General features: G+C 72.5%; 17 protein-coding genes. 11 read left to right on the top strand and 6 right to left on the bottom strand.

The features are described 5' to 3' along the window. Positions 1-50: 50 nt before the first annotated feature. Positions 51-1,280, top strand: coding sequence for a type VII secretion-associated serine protease mycosin (gene mycP / locus V6U86_RS26405; RefSeq protein ID WP_334507694.1), 1,230 nt, complete (start codon positions 51-53; stop codon positions 1,278-1,280). Between the two features lie 92 nt (positions 1,281-1,372). Here the strand turns inward: mycP and V6U86_RS26400 are convergent, their stop codons facing one another. The 3 genes from V6U86_RS26400 to eccCa all read right to left on the bottom strand — a co-directional run bounded on the left by V6U86_RS26400 (position 1,373) and on the right by eccCa (position 6,156). Next, positions 1,373-1,651 (bottom strand): WXG100 family type VII secretion target, encoded by a 279-nt coding sequence (locus V6U86_RS26400; RefSeq protein ID WP_030329555.1) that lies wholly within the window; start codon positions 1,649-1,651, stop codon positions 1,373-1,375. Positions 1,652-1,676: 25 nt separating this feature from the next. Then, positions 1,677-1,985 (bottom strand): WXG100 family type VII secretion target, encoded by a 309-nt coding sequence (locus V6U86_RS26395; RefSeq protein WP_030329557.1) that lies wholly within the window; start codon positions 1,983-1,985, stop codon positions 1,677-1,679. A gap of 205 nt (positions 1,986-2,190) precedes the next feature. Further along, positions 2,191-6,156: a type VII secretion protein EccCa gene (gene eccCa, locus V6U86_RS26390; protein WP_334507689.1), complete on the bottom strand. Its 3,966-nt coding sequence runs from the start codon at positions 6,154-6,156 to the stop codon at positions 2,191-2,193. A gap of 176 nt (positions 6,157-6,332) precedes the next feature. Here eccCa and eccD point away from each other — a divergent pair, with 176 nt between their 5' ends. Further along, positions 6,333-7,730 (top strand): type VII secretion integral membrane protein EccD, encoded by a 1,398-nt coding sequence (eccD, locus tag V6U86_RS26385; protein WP_334507687.1) that lies wholly within the window; start codon positions 6,333-6,335, stop codon positions 7,728-7,730. A 22-nt stretch (positions 7,731-7,752) separates the two neighbouring features. Here eccD and V6U86_RS26380 read toward each other — a convergent pair whose 3' ends face one another. Beyond that, complete coding sequence (locus V6U86_RS26380) at positions 7,753-8,940, bottom strand: type VII secretion protein EccE (protein ID WP_334507684.1); 1,188 nt, start codon at positions 8,938-8,940, stop codon at positions 7,753-7,755. A 161-nt stretch (positions 8,941-9,101) separates the two neighbouring features. Between V6U86_RS26380 and eccB the strand changes: the two genes are divergently transcribed. The 8 genes from eccB (at position 9,102) to V6U86_RS26340 (ending at position 15,710) form a co-directional block, all read left to right on the top strand. Beyond that, entirely contained in the window at positions 9,102-10,706 is a 1,605-nt protein-coding gene (gene eccB / locus V6U86_RS26375) for a type VII secretion protein EccB (protein WP_334507682.1), read from the top strand. 64 nt (positions 10,707-10,770) lie between these two features. Continuing rightward, a complete protein-coding gene (locus V6U86_RS26370) occupies positions 10,771-11,181 on the top strand; it encodes a hypothetical protein (RefSeq protein ID WP_334507679.1) in 411 nt (136 codons plus the stop codon). Beyond that, complete coding sequence (locus V6U86_RS26365) at positions 11,174-12,466, top strand: WXG100 family type VII secretion target (protein WP_334507678.1); 1,293 nt, start codon at positions 11,174-11,176, stop codon at positions 12,464-12,466. The genes V6U86_RS26370 and V6U86_RS26365 overlap by 8 nt, the downstream gene beginning before the upstream one ends. Before the next feature lie 206 nt (positions 12,467-12,672). Continuing rightward, a complete protein-coding gene (locus tag V6U86_RS26360) occupies positions 12,673-13,047 on the top strand; it encodes a hypothetical protein (RefSeq protein WP_334507676.1) in 375 nt (124 codons plus the stop codon). 154 nt (positions 13,048-13,201) lie between these two features. Beyond that, positions 13,202-14,020: a hypothetical protein gene (locus tag V6U86_RS26355; protein WP_334507674.1), complete on the top strand. Its 819-nt coding sequence runs from the start codon at positions 13,202-13,204 to the stop codon at positions 14,018-14,020. Between the two features lie 33 nt (positions 14,021-14,053). After that, positions 14,054-14,395, top strand: coding sequence for a YkvA family protein (locus tag V6U86_RS26350; protein WP_334507671.1), 342 nt, complete (start codon positions 14,054-14,056; stop codon positions 14,393-14,395). Between the two features lie 29 nt (positions 14,396-14,424). Then, complete coding sequence (locus V6U86_RS26345; protein ID WP_334507668.1) at positions 14,425-14,832, top strand: pyridoxamine 5'-phosphate oxidase family protein; 408 nt, start codon at positions 14,425-14,427, stop codon at positions 14,830-14,832. A 224-nt stretch (positions 14,833-15,056) separates the two neighbouring features. Further along, positions 15,057-15,710, top strand: coding sequence for a C39 family peptidase (locus V6U86_RS26340; RefSeq protein WP_334507666.1), 654 nt, complete (start codon positions 15,057-15,059; stop codon positions 15,708-15,710). 10 nt (positions 15,711-15,720) lie between these two features. Here the strand turns inward: V6U86_RS26340 and V6U86_RS26335 are convergent, their stop codons facing one another. Then, positions 15,721-17,034: an FUSC family protein gene (locus V6U86_RS26335; RefSeq protein ID WP_334507664.1), complete on the bottom strand. Its 1,314-nt coding sequence runs from the start codon at positions 17,032-17,034 to the stop codon at positions 15,721-15,723. Between the two features lie 172 nt (positions 17,035-17,206). Between V6U86_RS26335 and V6U86_RS26330 the strand changes: the two genes are divergently transcribed. Next, the gene (locus V6U86_RS26330) at positions 17,207-17,812 is read left to right on the top strand and encodes a hemerythrin domain-containing protein (protein ID WP_334507662.1); all 606 of its coding nucleotides are present in this window, start codon (positions 17,207-17,209) and stop codon (positions 17,810-17,812) included. A gap of 68 nt (positions 17,813-17,880) precedes the next feature. Here V6U86_RS26330 and V6U86_RS26325 read toward each other — a convergent pair whose 3' ends face one another. Then, positions 17,881-18,051, bottom strand: a complete 171-nt coding sequence (locus V6U86_RS26325; protein ID WP_442935014.1) for an antitoxin — start codon at positions 18,049-18,051, stop codon at positions 17,881-17,883. Positions 18,052-18,200: the final 149 nt, after the last annotated feature.

Below are 18,200 nucleotides of genomic sequence, written 5' to 3'. Positions count from 1 at the left end.
CCTCGTCACCGGGGGCCGCTGCCCGGGAGCCCCGGCGGTAACCTTTGCGGGTGCGCGAATGCCCGCCGTTGAGCGCGACCCCGTCCCGACGTGCCCTTCGCGGCGTCCTCAGTGGAGCGCTGGCGGCCCTGCTCGGCGCCGGCCTGGTGGCACCCTCCCCCGCGACCGCGGCACCGCCCCTCTGCGGTCCCACCGGCTCCGACAGCCTGCCCCAGATGCCGTGGGCGCTACGCCGGCTGGAGCCGTCGTCGGCGTGGCCGCTGTCCCGGGGCGCCGGCGTCACGGTGGCCGTGATCGACTCCGGAGTCTCCGCCGCCCACCCGCTCCTCAAGGGGCAGGTGCTGGAAGGTCGCGACTTCAACAGCCTGCCGGCCAGGCAGGGCCAGTGCGACGAGGCCGGGCACGGCACACTGATCGCCGGCATCATCGCGGGCCGGGAAGGCGCGGCCGTCCCCTTCACCGGCATCGCCCCGGCCGCCCGCATCCTGCCGATCCGGGTTCTGCAGCAACTCGGGGCGGTCAACAACCCGCAGCTCCCCGCGCAGGTCGCGGCGGCCATCGACTGGGCGGTCGAGCAGGGCGCCGACGTGATCAACCTGTCCCTGACGACGATCCCCCGCCCCGAACTGACCGCGGCCGTCGAGCGCGCGCTGGACAAAGGGGTGGTGCTGGTCGCCGCCGCCGGCAACCGGTCGGAAGATTCCCGGAATCTGCCGGGCTACCCGGCCGCGTACCCCGGGGTGATCGCGGTCGGTGGAGTGGACGAGCAGGGGAGCCACGTCGGCACCTCGATCAGCGGCGACTACGTCGACATCGCCGCACCGGGGATGAACATCGTCGGGCCGGCGCCCGGAAACTCCGGCTACCGCACCGTGCCGGAGGGCGGCACCAGCTACGCGGCCGCGTACGTCTCGGGAGTGGCCGCGCTGGTCCGGGCCGCCTACCCGAACCTCAACCCACAGCAGGTCGCCGATCGGCTGCAACGCACCGCGGACAACCCACCCGAGGGTCACAACGCCGACATCGGCCACGGGATGGTCAACCCGTACCGGGCGGTGTCGAGCCTGCTCGGCACCCGGACCAACCCGCCCGCCGGCGCGATCCCGGCACCCGCCGTGCGGGACGACCCGCTGAGCTGGCAGCGCTCCGCCGCGATCTGGGCAGCCGTCATCGGCGCCCTGCTCGCCGGGCTACTGCTGGTCGCACGACCCATCATGGCCCTCGGCCGCCGACGCGACTGGCGCCCCGGCCGGCGCGGCGACGCACCAACCGCCGGCTGAGCGGCCGCACCGCGGCGCGGTGCCGACGCCCACGCCGACGCAAAGCGGCTCCGGGCCGGATCAACCGGACCGGAGCCGCTCGTGCGAATGCCTCAGCTCCACACCTTGGAGTTGCTCATCTCCGTGGTGAGGTAGTTTTCGCGGGCGATGCCCACGGCACCGCCGATCTCGTTCAGGATCCGGTTGATGTCCCGGACCGCCGCGTCCCACTTCGCCTGGTGCTGCTCGTAGGCAACGCGGTCCTCGCCGTCCCAGTGCAGCTTGGTCAGCATCGACCGCAGCGTGTCAAGCTTTTCCTCGAGGGTCTTCGAGATGGCCTGCATCTGCTGGTTGCTGCTCTCGAGGACCGCATAGTCAACTTTGATCGTCACGATTTCCTCCTCTGCCGACTACTGATCACGGGTTGAGAGCAGAGTGGAACTTGTCCAGCATCTGCTGCTGCTCTTCGTCGTTGACCTGGTGCGTCGTACCCGACTTGTCGAGCAGGTCAGCGATGCTGTCCATCGCGGTCAGCAGTTTGACGGTGTCCTCGTTCCAACGCGTCATCAGCGACTGGAAGCCCGTGGACGCCTGACCCTTCCACGCGATGGCCAGGTCGTCGACCACGTTCCACAGCTTCTTCAGCTCGCCGTCAACCTCGCTGCGCGTGGACCGCACGTCACTCGCGGCGGTATGCAGAGTCGCAGCTTCGACCTCGAACGCCATGCTTCACACCCTTCCGTCTGTTGTGGTGGCGGCTTCGCCGCACCCCTCCCCCGCGGCAAGGCAGCAACACCCCACCGACGGACACTCCTGTGAAGACCGTAGCGGAACCTGGCCAGCCCTCGCAGCCCTGGCCGGTGCCGTTCGATGGATGCTGGTGAATCGGGCCGGGACAGCCCACCGCCATCCACCGAACGACCGACAGCGCTCAAGCCGGCTCAGACCAGGCGGTCTGAATCAGCTGCTGACCATCGCGACGACGAACCAGGGTGCCGCGACCCGGCGGTTGCGGGCTCGGTCGCAACGTGCCGAAGACCGCGCCCTCCTCCCGGTTGCCGGACATCAGCAGGCCCGGCGAGTCCAACTCACGCAGCCGTTGCAGCACCGGCTCGTAGAGTGCCCTGGACACACCGCCGACCCGGCGCGTGACGATCAGGTGCAGACCGATGTCGCGGGCCTGCGGCAACAGCTCCAGCAGGGCGCTGAGCGGGTTGCTACCGCCAGAGGCCACCAGGTCGTAGTCGTCCACCAGGATGTACAGATCCGGGCCCTTCCACCAACTCCGGTCGCGCAGCTGGGCGGTTGTCACGTCCGGGCCGGGCAATCGGTTCGAGAGGGCGCTGCGGATCGACCCGAGCCCCTGGGCGAACGCCTGGTTCGACGGGGCGTAGTCGAGCAGATGGTCGCCCTCCACCGCCCCCAGCAGGCCACGCCGGTAGTCGGCGATCACCAGCCGGGCCTGCGCCGGGGTGTACCGCTCGGTGATCCCCCGGGCGATCAGGCGCAGCAGGTTGGTCTTGCCGCACTCCGCGTCGCCGAAGACCGTCAGGTGCGGCTCGTTGGCCAGGTCCAGGTAGACCGGCGCGAGTGCCGACTCGTTGACACCGATCGGGAGCCCGGGTGCCGACCGGTCGATGATCCGGGCCAACTCCGCCACCGGCAGCCGGCGGGGCAGCAACCGCACCTTCGGCGCCGGACGACCCGGCCAGTTCGCCGCCACGTGCCCGGCCAGGGACAACGAGGCCTCGCTCAGATCGTCGATGTCGCGACGACCGTCGATCCGGGAGATCGCGGTGAGGAAGTGCAGCTTGTCGCGGGTCAGGCCCCGGCCTGGTGACTTCTCCGGCACGTTGTTCGCGGCGCGGCGGTCGATCTCGGACTCCGAGGCGTCACCGAGGCGCAGCTCCAACTTGGTGCCGAGCAGATCCCGCATGTTGATGCGGATCTCCGCCCACCGCACGGCGGTGAGCACCACGTGGACACCGAAGCCGAGGCCCCGGTTGGCCAACGTGGTGATGGTCTGCTCCAACTCCTCGTACTCCTGGCGCAACGTGTTCCACCCGTCCACCACCAGGAACACGTCGCCGAACGGGTCGTCAGCGAACTCACCGGCGGCCCGGCGACGGCGGTAGCTCGCCACCGAGTCGATGCCGTGCTGAGCGAACCGGCCCTCCCGGTCGTCGAGCACGGCGACCACCTCAGCCACCGTCCGACGGACCGCCTCGACGTCGCGTCGACCAGCCACCCCGGCCAGGTGCGGCAACCGCTCCATGCTGCGCAGGGCGCCCCCGCCGAAGTCCAGGCAGAAGAACTGCACCTCCCGCGGCGTGTGCGTGAGCGCCAGCGAGGCGAGCAGCGTACGCAGCATCGTGCTCTTGCCACTCAGCGACCGACCGACGATGACCACGTTGCCACCGGCCCCGGCCAGCTCGACCATCATCGGGTCCCGGCGCTGCTCGTAGGGGCGGTCCACGACACCGACCGGCACGGTCAGCTGCCCACGCCCAGGCCAGGACGCGGTGCACAGCCCGTAGGTCGGGTCGACCGCCAGCGGGCCGAGCAGCTCACCCAGGCCCGGCGGGTCGGCCAGCGGCGGCAGCCACACCTGGTGCGCCGGGCGACCCCGGCCCTTGAGCTGGTCGATCAGCACGTCGAGCATCGCCACGGCCTTACCGTCGGCCTGCTGCTCCGGCTCCGGGGTGGTGTCCACCGGCACCTGCGGGACCTGCACCGGAACGAAGTCGAGGCCGTACGGCACGATCCGCCGCTGCACCAGCGCCTGCGAGGCGGAGGCCTGCTGCCCCGGGGCCCGGTACGCCCCCGACACGTACGCGGCCCGGAACCGCAGCATCGTGCTGGTGTCCGTCTTCAGGTAGCCGTGGCCCGGCGCGTTCGGCAGCTCGTACGCGTCCGGTACGCCGAGCACGATCCGGCTCTCCACGGCGGAGAACGTGCGCAGACCGATCCGGTACGACAGGTGCGTGTCGAGACCCCGCAGCTTGCCCTCTTCGAGGCGCTGGCTGGCCAGCAGCAGGTGCACGCCGAGGGACCGACCCAGCCGGCCGATCATCACGAACAGGTCGATGAAGTCCGGCTTGGCGGCGAGCAGTTCGCTGAACTCGTCACAGATGATCAACAGGCTGGGCATCGGAGCGAGCGGCTCACCGGCCGAACGCGCCTTCTCGTACTCGAAACGGGAGACGTAGTTGCCGGCCGCCCGGAGCAGCTCCTGCCGGCGCACCATTTCGCCGGCGAGCGCGTCGCGCATCCGGTCGACCAGCGGCAGCTCGTCGGCCAGGTTGGTGATCACCGCGCTGGTGTGCGGCAGCGCCTCCAGCGAGGCGAACGTCGCACCGCCCTTGAAGTCCACCAGGACGAAGTTCAACTCCTCCGACGAGTGGGTCACCGCCAACGCGGCCACCACCGTACGCAGCAGCTCGCTCTTGCCGGACCCGGTCGCGCCGATCACCAGACCGTGCGGGCCCATGCCCTCGTGCGCCGACTCCTTGAAGTCGAGCTCGACCACGTTGCCGTCCGGGCCGACACCGAGTGGGATGCGCAGCCGATCGCGGTGACCACGCGGACGCCAGGTGTTCTGCACGTCCACCGCCGCCGCGTCACCGACGCCGAGCAGGTCCGGCAGCTCGGTGCTGCGGGCCAACGGCTCGTCGCCGCCGGTCTGCTGCTGCGAGAGCCGGAACGGGGCGATCTGTCGGGCCAGCCCCTCGGCGGCCTCGGCGCTGAGCCGGTCGGGCCGACCCAACGTCGACGACGAGCTGCCCCGGACCAGATCGAGTGAGCCGCCGTCGCCCACGTCGAGGCAGAGCAGCCAGCGGCCGGCGTCGCGCGGCACTGTCCCGGAGAGGTCGATCACGGTGGCGCCGAGCAACCCCGGGCCCACCAGCTGGCAGGTCGGTGAGATCTCCCCGCCGTCGATCACCACGACCAGGTGCGGGGCGGTGGTCAGCGGCTTGGCCTCCGGCGCGAACCGGGGCCTCCCGGTCAGCTCGGCGGCGAGGGCCGCCTCGGCCTCGGCCAGGCTGGCGAAGACCAGCCGGCGCGCACCGGCCGCGTCCGTTCGACCACTGTGGTGGGCGTGCGGCAGCCACTTGACCCAGCCCCAGGACGACTGCCGGTCGGGTGCGGCGACCACCGCGACCACCAGGTCGTCCGGTGCGTGGAAGGTGGCCAGTTGCCCCAGCGTCGCCCGGGTCAGGTCGAGCACGGGCTCGCGCTCGCCGCGCAGCACGACCCGGCTGAACGCCCGCACCGACAGCGCCGTCGGCAGGTCAGGCACCGTGGAGTGGGCACGGACGAACCGGCGAAGCGCGATGGCGCTCATCGGCTCCAGGTCCTCCACCGGCTTCGTCTCCGGCGGAACGATCTCCACGGCGAGCCGCTGCGGGCCGAGGGCGATCCGGGTCTCGCCGAAGTCGTCCTCGGTGATCCGCCGCTCCCAGAGCCGACGGGACGCGGCTATCGACCAGAGCGCGTCGGGCTCCGGGTGCCGCCAGGCCATCGCCGCCCGCTGCTGCTCGGCGGCACGCCGGGTGCGCTTGCGCATCTGCGCCAGGTAGCGCATGTAGTCGCGGCGATCGGCGTTCAGCTCGGCCTTGTCCTTGCCACCGCTGTTCGCCAGCGAGCCGATCGCCATGCCGAGCATCGAGACACCGAACAGACCACCGGCGACGTACGTCATCATGCCGCCGCCCTTGCCGGCGTAGAGGAACGCCATGGCACCGACCCCGCAGAACATCGGCAGGATCATGAGCAGCTGGCCCATCCCGCGGGGCGTCGGCTCGGGCAGCTCGGGAGGCGACTCCAGCAGCACCTCGCCGCGCGGTAAGGCCGGCCCCGGCTGACGCGGGAGCCGGCGGAAAACCACCGTGCTCACGGCTGTCTCCTCCCCAGAAGCGGCAGTGATGACCTGCCGCCGCGGAACACCGCCCGCGGGTGGGCATCGTACGTGCCCGTCATCGTAGGTAATCTGCCGTGTGCGCGGTGGACCCGGACCGCCGCAGCACAGCACAGCACAGCCAGCCGAGCGCAGACGCACACCTGGAGGCCACTGTGGCGACGAAGACGGCGACCGGTGGTCTGAGCCGGATCACCATCGTGGCTCCGCGTACCCGGATGGACCTGGCGCTGCCGTCGGACGTGCCGATGGCCGACCTGCTCCCCACCCTGCTGCGCTACGCCGGCGAGGACATGGCCGACGAGGGTGCCCGGCACGGCGGCTGGGCACTGTCGCGGTTGGGTGGTGCGCCCCTCGACGGCGGTCGTACCGCAGCGCAGCTCAGCGTCCGGGACGGTGAGGTGCTCTACTTCAACCCCCGGTCCAACGCCGCGCCGGAGATCGTCTTCGACGACGTGGTGGACGCGGTCGCCACCGCGACCAACCAGCGCCCCGGCGCCTGGCAGGTCGGCGCGACCCGCTCCTTCGCGGTGATCTTCGCGGCGGCGGCGCTCGGAGCCGGCGCGCTGGCCGCCCTCTTCGCCGGCCCGCCGCACCTGCCCGGTGCGCTGGCCGCGCTGCTGGTCGCGGTGGCGCTGCTGGTGGGCGCGGCGGTGCTGTCCAGGGCCGCCGGGGACAGCGGCACCGGCGCGGTGCTGGCTCTGGTCGGCCTGGCGCACGCGGCCACCGGCGGCCTGCTGCTGCTCGCCGGCGATCGACCGCTGACCGAGCTGGCCAGTCCGCACGTCCTGCTCGCGGCAACCGCCGCTGTGGTGGCCGGCGCGGTGGCCGTGCTGGCGGTCGGCGACCGGCACCCCCTCTTCTTCGCCGCGATCGGGGTCGCGGCCGCGACCGGCCTGGGTGCGATGCTCTGCCTGGTCCTCGGCCTCGACGCGGCGGCCTCCGCCGCGGTGGTCGCCGCGGTCGCGTTCGGCGTGGTGCCGGCGCTGCCGATGATGGCCTACCGGCTGGCCCGGCTGCCGGTGCCGTCGATCCCGACCGGCCCGGAAGACCTGAAGACCGACAGCGAGTCGGTGGACGGTCGGCAGGTGCTCCAGCGGAGTGAGCGCGCCGACGAGTTCCTCACCGGGCTGCTGTGGACGGTGTCCCTGCTGGTGTTGGGTGCACAGTTCGTGCTGGCCCTGGACGGGCGACTGCCCGCGGTGTTGCTGTGCCTGGTGTTGGCGCTGCTGGCGCTGCTGCGGGCTCGCCCCCTGCTGGGCCGGGCACAGCGCACCCCGGTGCTGCTGGCCGGCTCCGTGGGTCTGGGTCTGGCCGCCGCTGCCACCTTCGCCGGTGGGTCGCTGCCGGTCCGGCTCGGCCTGATCCTGGGCGGGCTGGTGCTGGCCGCCGTGATCAGCCTGATCTACGGTCTGACCGTCGCCGGCAAGCGCATCTCGCCGGTCTGGGGCCGCCTGCTCGACATCGTCGAGATCCTGCTCATCATCTCGCTGGTGCCGCTCGCCTTCTGGGTCTGCGGCCTCTACGGCTGGATCGTCAACCTCCGGCCCTGATCGTGTCTCGTCACCACACCGGTCAGCGCGACCGCGCAGCTGTGGAGACGCCCAGCGCCGACGCGACCGGAGCGGTGGCGTAGACGCCCGGAGCATGCTGACCGTCCATCGGGCGGGTGGACGCGCCCGCTCGATCCGCGACCTCGCGGACCACCTTGACCAGGGCCTCGACGTGGTTGTCCATCGCCGCGACCCGCACCAGCGGGGCCGCCACCCGACCGTCCGTCGAGACTGTCACCGCCACCGTGTGCGACGGCGCCGAGGTGGCGGTGATGGCGTCCACGAGGGGGCCGAGCGACGCGTCGGAGCGACCCCGCAGCGCCATGCAGCGGTGCGTCCAGCCACCGCCGCGCAGCCCTCGCCAGCTCTCCGCCGGCGCCTCGGGCACCAGGTCCAGGCCGGCGGCCGAGACGATCGCCGCGCGCAGTTCCTCCCGGCCCAACGGGCGGTGGGCCAGCCCCGCCGAGGTCAGCGCCTTGCCGAGCCGGCCGATCCCGGCGGCCACCGTCCGGTGCACGCCGGTCAGCCCGCCGCCCCGGCTCACCGCCTCGGCCCTTGCGTCCCGGACGGTGAGCCGCACCGCCACCCAGACGGTCCGGTGTGCCGCCGGCGGAGCACCGGGGGCCGGGTACCAGACCAGCGTGTGCGCGACGACCTGGGTCCGGGAGACCGGGGCGCTGAAGTCCGCGAGCACCCCCAGCGCACGGTCCACCGCGGAGGCGTCGACGGAGCCGACCGCCGCACCGGTGGCGGATTGCAGTGCGACGGCGGCGAACCAGCCCTGGTCGTCACGCCCGATGCCGAGCCGGGTGCCTCGGTCGGTCAGCTCGATGATGCTCAGCTCCGGGGCGAGCGCCGCCAACCGCGGGTCGGTCGCCGTGCCGCTGGCCAGCGCGGCCGACGCCCGCTCGCCGCGTCGCCGCAGCCGTCGGCGCAGCAGCAGGTCCTCGAACCACCAGCGACCGCCTCGACGGGCGAAAGCCGCCAGAACGATCAGCAGCGCCACCGCCCCCGCTGCGGCGACCAGCCAGCTGGGTCCGGCCGTGGCGGCCCAGACGCCGACCCCGCACAACTCCAGCACGACGAGCTGCCCGACCAACACGGGACCGACCCGTCCACGGCCGGGCCGCTCGGCCGGGGACGCCGGTCGGGTCGGAACGTCGACCGGGTCCGTGACCGCTCGGGCGGGTGGCGCCTGAACCTGCGTCATCGCTGACTGTCCCTCCTGCACGGTACGGCTCTGCGCCGGGTCGGTCCGGTGCCGGCCACGAGCGGTGGTCCCAAGGACGCACCGTCGGCCCCTTATCGTAGGGAAGCCCGCGACGGCACTTCGACCTGATCGTCGCGGAAACACCCCGCCGGAGGTAAGTCATGCGGACCCGCCGCGATCAGGTGCAGGCGTACCGCTTCGTCACCCGCCGCATCGTCTCCGCTCTGCTGTCAGGCGATCCGGAGACCACCAACCTCCCGATGCGACGGCTCGGCATGGCCGTCTTCGGCAGCGTCCTGGCCGCGGCCATCGTGCTCGGCGGGGTGGGCGCCTACGGCCAGTTGACCGGCGGCGCGGCGCCGCTGGCCGAAAAGACCCTGGTCATCGAACGGGAGACCGGCGCGACGTACGTCTTCATCGAGGGAAAGCTGCACCCGACGCTCAACTACACCTCGGCACGCCTCATCGTCAACGATGCGAGTGCCGAGGTGCGGACGATGTCCCAGGCGTCGCTGCGGGACCGGCCCCGCGGCGTCACCGTCGGCATCGTCGGGGCACCGGACGCCCTGCCGGACCGTAAGTCGCTGACCGGGCTGCCCTGGTCGGTCTGTGACGTGCCTGACCCGCTCGACCGGCGGCGCTCCAGCACGCGGCTGGTGATCGACCGGGCGCTGCCCGGCGGCACGCCGCTGGGCGACCGGGGCGTGCTGGTCTCGGTGGACGACCAGCGCTACCTCGTCACCAACAACAGCCGACTCCAGCTGCTCGACCAGGCCCGCACGATGACGGCGCTGCGGATGGCCGGCACCGAACGACTCCAGATCGGGCAGCAACTGCTCAACGCGGTGCCTGCCGGGCCACCGCTGCGCAGGATGTCGCTCGCCGGTGAGGGCGAGCCCAGCAACCGCAAGGTGGCAGGGAAGTCGTACAACGTCGGTTCGGTGTTCAAGGCGGCCGGGCGGCACTACGTGCTGACCCGGGACGCGCTCGTGCCGATCAGCGAGATCACCGCGTTGCTCCAGACCAGCGGCAGCGGTCGGATCACCGACATCACGCCGAACGACGCCAGCGAGGCGTTCGAGGAGCAGCGGATCGAGGAGGAGGGGCTGCCCGCGACGGTGCCCGCCCTCTACCCGGCCCAGCCCGGTCAGACGACGCTGTGCGCGACGTACCGGAAGGGCAGCGCGGGCGGTCCGCCGACCACCACCCTGGAGGTCTTCGACCGGGTGCCGGATGAGCTGACCGACAGCGATCCGGGACTGGTGCCGGTGCGCCAGACCAGGCGCGACGCCGTACGCACCGCCGAGGCGGTGCTGCTGCCCGGCGGCAAGGGTGTCATCGCGCAGGCCTCGCCCGGCGCCGGGACCAGCGGGTCGGGTGCCGCCGGGTCGACGATCTACCTGATCAGCCCGCAGGGCATCCGGTATCCCCTGGGCTCGGCGGCGACACTGGAGGTGCTCGGCTACGGCGGGGTCACCCCGCTGGCGGTGCCCGGTTCCCTGCTCGCACTGATCCCGACCGGGCCGACACTGGACCGCGAGGACGCGTTCGCCGTCTTCGCTCCCGACGGACCGGCGCCGACCGCCTCACCGTCGGCCGCACCGAGGTCAGGCTCACCGTCGGCGGCACCGCCCTCGGGCTCGCCGTCCACCGCGCCACCGTCCCGGTCGCCGTCCACCGCGCCACCGTCGGGCTCGACACCGTCGGCTCCGGCCAGTGGCGCCCCGTCGAGCGGCGGGACCGGCGGCGGAGGGTCCACGGAATAGACCGACGCAAACGGCTGAGCAGCTTGGACGGGTCGCCCGGAGTCGCACTGGTGGACTAACCTTGATGTCGCTGACGGTTGTCAACCAGAACGACGGGGATGTTGCCATGGCCGGGCGTACGGAAGTCGACCTGTTGTCCCTTGAGGACTTCCACAAGCACCTGGCGTCTCGGTTGAGTCAGGCCGAGTCGGTGCTACGCAAGCTCAACACCGAGATGCAGTGCCGCCCTCCGGCGCTGGGCTCGTTCTTCGACGCCACCGACATGGCGCGTCGCTACAGCACGGTCCACCAGTCCTACGTGGAGCAGGCGCAGCGGATCCGGCAGGCGGTGCTGGCGGCACAGCAGGCGACCAGCACGATCCTGAGCAACTACCGCACCGCCGAGGCGCGTAACGCGGCCAACGCCGACGATGTCACCGCCGCGCTGACCCCGGTCGACCGGGCGTTCCAGCCGAAGGAGGACGGGCGTGTCTGAATACACCCAGCGCTATCAGGGCAGCAGCCACGAGCAGCTGTACGACGGCCTGATGGCGGGCAAGCCCGAGCAGATCGAGGGCGTAGCCGCCCAGTGGGCCGAGCTCAAGGGCATCCTCGACGGCCTCGGCCGGGAGTTGAGCGGCGACCTCGACAAGCTCGCCAACACCTGGACGGGTTCGGCAGGTCTGGAATTCCATCGGCGACTCAACCTGATCGTCGCCCACACCGACGCGTTGGGCGAAGGGATGGCCGGCATCAAGCAGGGGTTGACCCTGATGGCCGACCACCTGCGGGCCGCCCACAAGAAGGCCGAGAGCCCGGAGGAGACCGACGACAACGACAAGGCGATCGGCGGTGCGATCAAGGGTGGCGCCCTCTTCGGTCTGACCGGCCTGATCGTCGGGGGCGTCGCGGGCCACCAGCAGGACAAGGCAGAGCAGGAGAAGGCCCACCAGCGGATGGTGAACCTGGTGGCCGATCTGGCCAGCAGTTACGACATCTCCGCCTACGACCGGGTGGTCGACCCGCCTCCGCCCGACCCGGACACTCCCAACACCAGCAGCAAGGATCCGACGACGCCACACAGTGTCTCGGCCATCCCCAAGGTGACCGGTGGCCCCAACACCGGCACTCACCTCGTGCGCACGGGTGACGCGACCATCTCGACGCCGGCCCACGCCGTGCAACTGCCCGGCCACGGTGCCGTTACCGACGAGGTCGGCGCGGGCACCGGTGGCAGCCCGGCTGGCGCCACCGGCCCGATCGGCGTCGGCGGCGGCCTCACCGGCGGGGGCACCTCCCTCGCCGGGGCGGATCCACTGGTGGGCGGCGCGCTGCTGGGCGGAGGTGTCGCTGGGCTCGCCGGCCTGTCCGCTCCGGCGGGCGGGCCCACTGCGGTGAGCACCGGCCCCGGCCTGCTCTACGGAGCACAGGGCGGAGCACCGGCCGGCGGGGTGTTGCGCAGCGGCGCGCTCGCGGGCTCGGGCAACGCGCCGCCCGCCTCGGCTCGGCCGACCGGCGGTGGTGCGCCCCCGGCGGAGAGTCGCGCCGCCAACGGTGTCGGGCGCAGCATTGACGGCCAGCGGGCGGGGAGCGGCGGCCGCGCGGCCGTGAGCGGTGGCAACGCCCGGCCGGGGTCCGGCGGTCGTCCCGGTGTGCTGGGCGGCCAGGGTCGAGCACAGGACGACGACTCCGACGAGCGGCTGACCTGGTTGACCGAGGACGAGATGGTGTGGCAGGGCGACGAGAAGCCCGCTCCCCCGGTGCTCGGCACCGGCGACTGACCACGGTCCACCGCCGGTCGGCCTCCACCACCGGCGCAGCCACCCGGACAGTGCGCGGTGCCCCCGATCGGACGTGATCCGGTCGGGGGCACCACCGTTCTCGGCCCCCGATCGGCGCCGTCCACAGTGCCCATGGTGGTGGCGGTCACGCCAGCGCGGCCCGTCGCCGTGGTGCGGTACGCCAGGACGGGCGATAGGTTGGTCGGGTGTCGTCCGCAGCGTCTGTCCGCCCAGCCCGGCGGGCTGTGCTGCGGTCACTGCGGGAACTGACCCGCCTGGCGGTCACCGCGCTGGTGCTCGCGGTCGGCCTCGGTGCCGCTCTCGCCGCGACCCCACCGCCCGCCCCCACGCAGCTGCGACCCAGTGCCGTGAGCAGTCGGGTGACGAGTGTCCGCCCCGACGCCGGCCCGGCCATCGATCGGGCCAGCCAGCCCGCTGTCGCCTCGCCGGCCGGCCCGCTCGATACCGCCAGCGCCGATACCGCCACGGCGACCGGTCCGGTCGCGGCGGGCCCGTTGCACACCCCGGCCATCGATCCCGGCCGTGGCACTCCCGCGCGCCGCGGCCCGCCCGCCCGCTGAGCCAGGCCCGGCAATCCCCGGGGCCCGATCCCGGCTGATCCCGTACGGCACCTGAGGTGGCCGTCGACGGGACGATCCCGCCACCGGGCCGACCGGCGCCGCCGTGCCCTCCTGCCGCCCGTCGATACCCGCCTTCGACCGCGAGGTGCTGATCATGCAAACCATCCTTTCCGCCGTCCTGCCAGACCTCTCCCGAGCCGTCGTCATCTGGCTGAGCCTGCTCGGCGTGGTCGCTGTCGCCGTCTCTGTGCTCCTGCTCCGACCCGGCCGGCTCCGCTTCGACCCGGGCGCCCGGATCCGCCGCGCGGCCATGCCGAGCCAACTGGAGCAGGTGCAGGAGGAGCGGGAGCAGAGCCGCTACGCGCAGGAGGTCGCGGTGGCCGCGGAACGGGCGACCACCACGGTGCGTCGTCGCCGGGCGGAGTGGGTGGCCGCGCAGGAGGAGGTCGAGGCGGCCTGGCTGGCGTACGAGGCGGCCGAGGCCGGCGTGCGGCGGCTCGACGCGGCGGCCGCGATGCCGCTGCCGCACACCGCACGGACTCCCGCCGAGTACGCCGACCGCGAGCGCTACCTGCACCGAGCGGCCCTGGACGCGTACTGGCGGCGGGAACTGTCGGTGGAGCAGCTCAGCGACATCTTCGCGCACCGTGACGGCTGGGACCCGCGACTGCACCCGGTCGAGCAGGAGCTGGTGCTCCAGCGGGCGATCCGGGACAATCTGGCGGCCAAGCATGCCGTGGCCCGCGAGCGGGAGCAGGCCGCGTGGCGGGCGGCGGAGTTGGCGGTGGCCGCGGCTCGCAGCCTGCGTGAGGAGGCGCACGCGGCGACGGGACGACGGGTCGCCGAGTCGGCGTCGGTGCTGCCGCTGAGCGAGGTCGCCTGGCCGTTGGGCGCGCAGACCCGGGAGAACGTCGAGCAGACCCGGGAGAACAAGGTGGCCGCCCGCGGCCGGGCGACGGTGCCCGCGTTCTGAGCCCTGCGGCGTCGGGTGGGTTAGCGTGACGGCATGTCCCGACAGGCGTGGGTCCTCGTGGTGGTCGCCGGCATCCTGGCGCTCGCCACACTGGTCGGTGCCGTGGTGCTGGCGGTACGGGTGGTGCGCACCCGCCGACTGCTGACCGGGCTCGGCGCGGGCGGCAAGTTCGCCTTCTACGGGGCGCTGATCTACACGATCTTCCCGGTCGACGTGCTGCCGGACCCGATCTACCTGGATGACATGGGGGTCCTGGCCGCCGCGTTGCTCTACCTGACCCGGCTGGTGCACCAACGTCGGGCGACGGGTCGCCAGCTGCCCGGTCAGCCGGACGCCCCGCCGAGCCAGGGTCGGGCACGCCGCCGCGTGCCATGATCGAGGTCGGTTCGGGGACAGGGGCGGGTATGGCGGGCGATCACCGGTTGGACATGCACGATGAGCGGGTTGTCGCCTTTTGCGCCGAACGTCACCTCGCGACGCTGACCACCCTGCGCACGGACGGCACCCCACACGTCGTACCGGTCGGGGTGACCCTCGACCCGGCGGCCGGGCTGGCCCGAGTCATCACCTCCGGCACCTCCCAGAAGGCCCGTCAGGTGGCGGCAGCCGGCGCGGCAGGCGCGGCGGTGGCCGTGTGCCACGTGGATGGCCGCCGCTGGTTGACCGTCGAGGGTCGCGCCGTGCTGCGGTCGGATCCGGCAGCCGTGGCGGAGGCGGAGCGGCGGTACGCCGAGCGGTATCGGACACCGCGCCCGAATCCGGAACGTGTGGTCATCGAGATCACCGTGACCCGGCTGCTGGGGAGCCTGTGAGCTGACCGCGCGTCCCCGATGACGGGTTCGGGCCGGGCCGGGAAGCCGCGCGATCCCGCGCGCCCGCATCCGGCGGAATTCTCGGTGGAGCAGAGCGGTTACGCCCTCGGTACGCCCCGGGCCGAGACCACCGATGGTCGGCCCCCGTGTTGCGCCGAGCGCCATTCCCGGTGCTGCCGTCCTCCGCTCGTCGGAGGCGCCAACCCCCGAACGGAGACTCGACAATGAACCCGATCGTCCAGAAGAGCGGTCTGTCCGTCGTCGGCCTGCTCGTCGCCGGCGGCTGCGCCCTCGGACCGGCGGTGGCCGCACAGGCCGCCCCGGCAGCGGCCGCGCCGGCTGCCCCGGCTGCGTCGAACCAGACTGACCGGCACGCCGAGCGGATCCTCGGCGTCGACTACCAGGCCCAGCCAAACTTCTACTACTGCGGCCCGGCCGCGACCCGGATCGCGCTGTCCGCCCAGGGCAAGGCGCTCTCCCAGGACGAGGTGGCCCGACTGCTCGGCACCACCGAGGCGGGTACCCCCTCGGCCCTGGACACCACGCGGGTGCTGAACGAACTGACCGGCGGCAAGTACCGGACCACCGAGATCCGTGATTCGGTGGCCCGCCCGGACCAGGTCGAGCAGTTGCGCCGGGACGTGCTGGCCGCGGTGGACGCCGGCCGGCCGGTGGTGGCCAACATCAAGGGCACGACCGTGGACACCGACGGCAACCCGCACTCGTACGAGGGCGGCCACTACCTGACCCTGGTCGGCTACCGCGACGGTGGTGACACGATCCGGGTCGCCGACCCGGCCGACCCGGCGGTGGGCGAGTACTGGATGAGCCTGCCGAAGGTCGCCAACTGGATCGCCGAACGCGGCTACTCCTCCTGACCGTGACGGTTCACCGGGCCGGCCTCTCCCGTGCGGGGAGGCCGGCCCGACCGTCGTTACGGGTCCGGGCGGCGAGGTGCGCGCGGCGACGGGCCCGGGCGGCTCGCGTTGGTCGGGCCCGGTGCATCTGTCGCCGGACCGGCGGGTGGATCTCCGCCTCACCGGCACCGGCCGCCCGGCGCACGATCCGATTGGCGTCGTCCGGTTCACAACCGGCTGCCCGGAGCAGGTCGCTGGCCGCGGTACGTAGGCCGGTGACGAGGGATTCGCCGAACGAGCTGACCCCGCGCGCGGACGCCTGCCCGGCCAACTCGGCGCACTGCTCGATGAGCCGGCGGGTGCCCCGGGGGTCGTCGCCGCTCCTGCACTCCGTACGCATCACCGTCACCGCCTGACCCAACCGGCGCATCGCGTCCGGCAGCTCCGGCGGAATCGGCTCGTCGTACTGCAGGGCGGTGCTCGACCAGCGGGCCATGGCACGGCTGTCTAGCAACAACCGTTCCAGGTTGGCCGCGCTGCGGGCGTAGCGGTGGTACTGCTGCCGGCGGTGCCAGCGCACGGGTGCGATCGTCACGACCTCCTCGGCCCCGCTCAGCGCGTCGTGCAAGCGGCCCAGGTCGTCCTCGGTGCCGCGGAGCCGCTCCAGGACGCCCATGGTCCGGGCGCCGTCGCGCTCGCTTACCGCCTGCGCCAGCTCAGCGAGTTGCTCGCAGAGGATCTCGAAGATCGGTGCGGCGGCCCGGTCCAGCACTCGCATCGGGTTGATCGGCAACAACAGCGCGACCACCACCAGGCCGACCGCCCCGCCGACGAGCGCGTCGAAGATCCGGGGCACCTCCAGGCCACTTTCCATCGGGGCCAGCGTGGCGATCAGCACGGCCGTACCACCGGCCTGACCGACCAGCGGACCACCCTTCCCAGCCACCAGCAACGCGGCGGCGATGGCCAGCGCGACCACCACGCCGGTCTGCCACGGGCCCGAGCCGAGCAGGAATCGCAGCGTGTCGCCGATGACGATGCCCAGGGCCACGCCGCCCAACAGCTCAAAGGTGCGCCGAGCCCGCTGCCCGATTGCGGTGGCGATCGTACCGACGGCGGCGGCGGGGGCGAAGACGTGCGATCCCTGGCCGAGCAGGTTCTTGGCGAGCAGGGCGGCGATCGCCGCGGCCAACCCGGCCTGGATGGAGATCACCAGCGTGACCTCCCACTGCCGGGCTCGGATCCGGCTGGCCTGGCCACCACGGTGCCGCATCCGCCGAACCGTCCGCTCGGCGGTCTCATCGAGCCGCTGTCGGCGGTCCTCGGGTGGGCGGTCCTCGGCCATGGCGGCGGTTACCCAGGCAACGGCGCGGCAATCTTGGCGGCCGGGCACCACCGCGCCCGCCAGCCCCAACGACACCGTCGAACACATCGTCAACCGTAGGTTTGCCCAGCCCCGTGGGGGTACCAGAGCCGCACTTCCTCCCACCGACCCGCAACCGGTAAGGGGCCGTGACATGACCAACTCACCGACCGACGACGACCACGATGCCGTCGACATCCTGGTCTCCGACCATCGTGCGATCGAGGCAGTCCTCGTCGACCTGGCGACCCGGCAGGGCGCTCCCGAGCACCGCCGGCACCTCGCCGACGTGGTGATCGCCGAACTCGTCCGTCACTCGGTCGCCGAGGAGACGTATGTGTACCCGATCGCCCGCAAGGCACTGCCCGACGGCAACGAGATCGCCGACCGCGCGATCGCGGAACACGCCGACGCCGAGCGGACCATGCAGGAGTTGGACTCCACCGACCCGTCCGACCCCCGTTTCGACGAACTGGTCGCCCAGCTGACCAGCACCGTCCAACGCCATGTGACGGAGGAGGAGAAGGAGCTCTTTCCGCGGCTGCGCGCGGCGACGGCCCGGGAGGAGCTGGTCGAGGTGGCTGCCAAGGTGACGGCGCTCAAGGAGACAGGGCCGACCCGGCCCCATCCGGGAAGCCCGCAGCACCCGGCGGCGAACAAGCTGCTCGCCCCCGGCATCGGTCTGGTCGACCGGCTGCGCGACGCGCTGAGCGGCCGACCCACCTCGATGGACGAGCTACGCGACAAGCACCAGCCCTGACCCCACCGTTCGGGCCGAGCCCACTCCCGGGTCGCCGAGGGCTCGGCGACCCGGGTGGGGCTGGCGGATCAGCGCACCTGGTCGCCCTCACCGGTACGCGCCTGGGCCTGGTCCACGCCCTTGTCGATCTGATCGCCGTACTTGCCTCCGGTGCGCTTGTCGGCCATGTCGCCGGCCTTCTGCGCGCCCTGGTCGACCTGCTTGTCGTGCTTGTCCGCGAAGTTCTTGGCCTTGTCCATGAAGTCACCCACGGCGTTCCCCCTCAGTCCGGTCCGTCCCTTGCGCGTTCCCTCGGCCGGACAGCGCAAACGCCGTCGTTCCGGTGGCGATTCGCGAACCCCTACCCGCGACACTGCTGCCGGCGTACGATCCGCGCGGGCGACGGCCC

The organism is Micromonospora sp. CPCC 205558 (genome assembly GCF_036902955.1).
Classification (GTDB): Bacteria; Actinomycetota; Actinomycetes; order Mycobacteriales; family Micromonosporaceae; genus Micromonospora.
The sequence above is the reverse complement of the archived record's forward strand: the minus strand, read 5'-3'. Positions and strand labels throughout refer to the sequence as shown.